Origin of the sequence: Burkholderia sp. Bp8986, assembly GCF_003854225.1 — a bacterium.
Classification (GTDB): Bacteria; Pseudomonadota; Gammaproteobacteria; order Burkholderiales; family Burkholderiaceae; genus Burkholderia.
Genome location: NZ_QTQM01000213.1, coordinates 1 through 422, shown reverse-complemented (window position 1 = coordinate 422; position 422 = coordinate 1). Strand labels below are relative to the sequence as shown.

Here is a 422-nt window from a genome sequence, read left to right as displayed (position 1 = left end):
CACGGCGAATTCGAGTCCGAATGTCCGGGCTACTGCGGCGCGCAGGATACGTTCTATGTCGGCAGCCTCAAAGGCGTCGGCCGTGTCTACCAGCAAACTTTCGTCGATACCTACTCGAAGGTTGCGTTCGCGAAGCTCTACGATCGCAAGACGCCCTTGCCGGCGGCGGACCTGCTCAACGATCGCGTTGTCCCGTTCTTCGACGGATTCGGCATTCCACTGCTACGCGTGCTGACAGATCGCGGCACCGAATACTGCGGCAACCCCGAGCATCACGAATACGAGCTGTATCTGGCCTTGGAGGACATCGACCATACCCGAACCAAGGCCAAGTCGCCGCAAACCAACGGGATCGTCGAACGGCTGCACAAGACCATGCTCAACGAGTTCTATCGCATCGTCTTCCGCAAGAAGATCTACGA

Annotated in this window: 1 pseudogene; it reads left to right on the top strand. The window is 58.3% G+C overall.

Annotation, left to right across the window (positions count from 1 at the left end):
- Nucleotides 1-422 (top strand): annotated as a pseudogene (locus tag DID99_RS36935) (DDE-type integrase/transposase/recombinase); the annotation flags it as partial.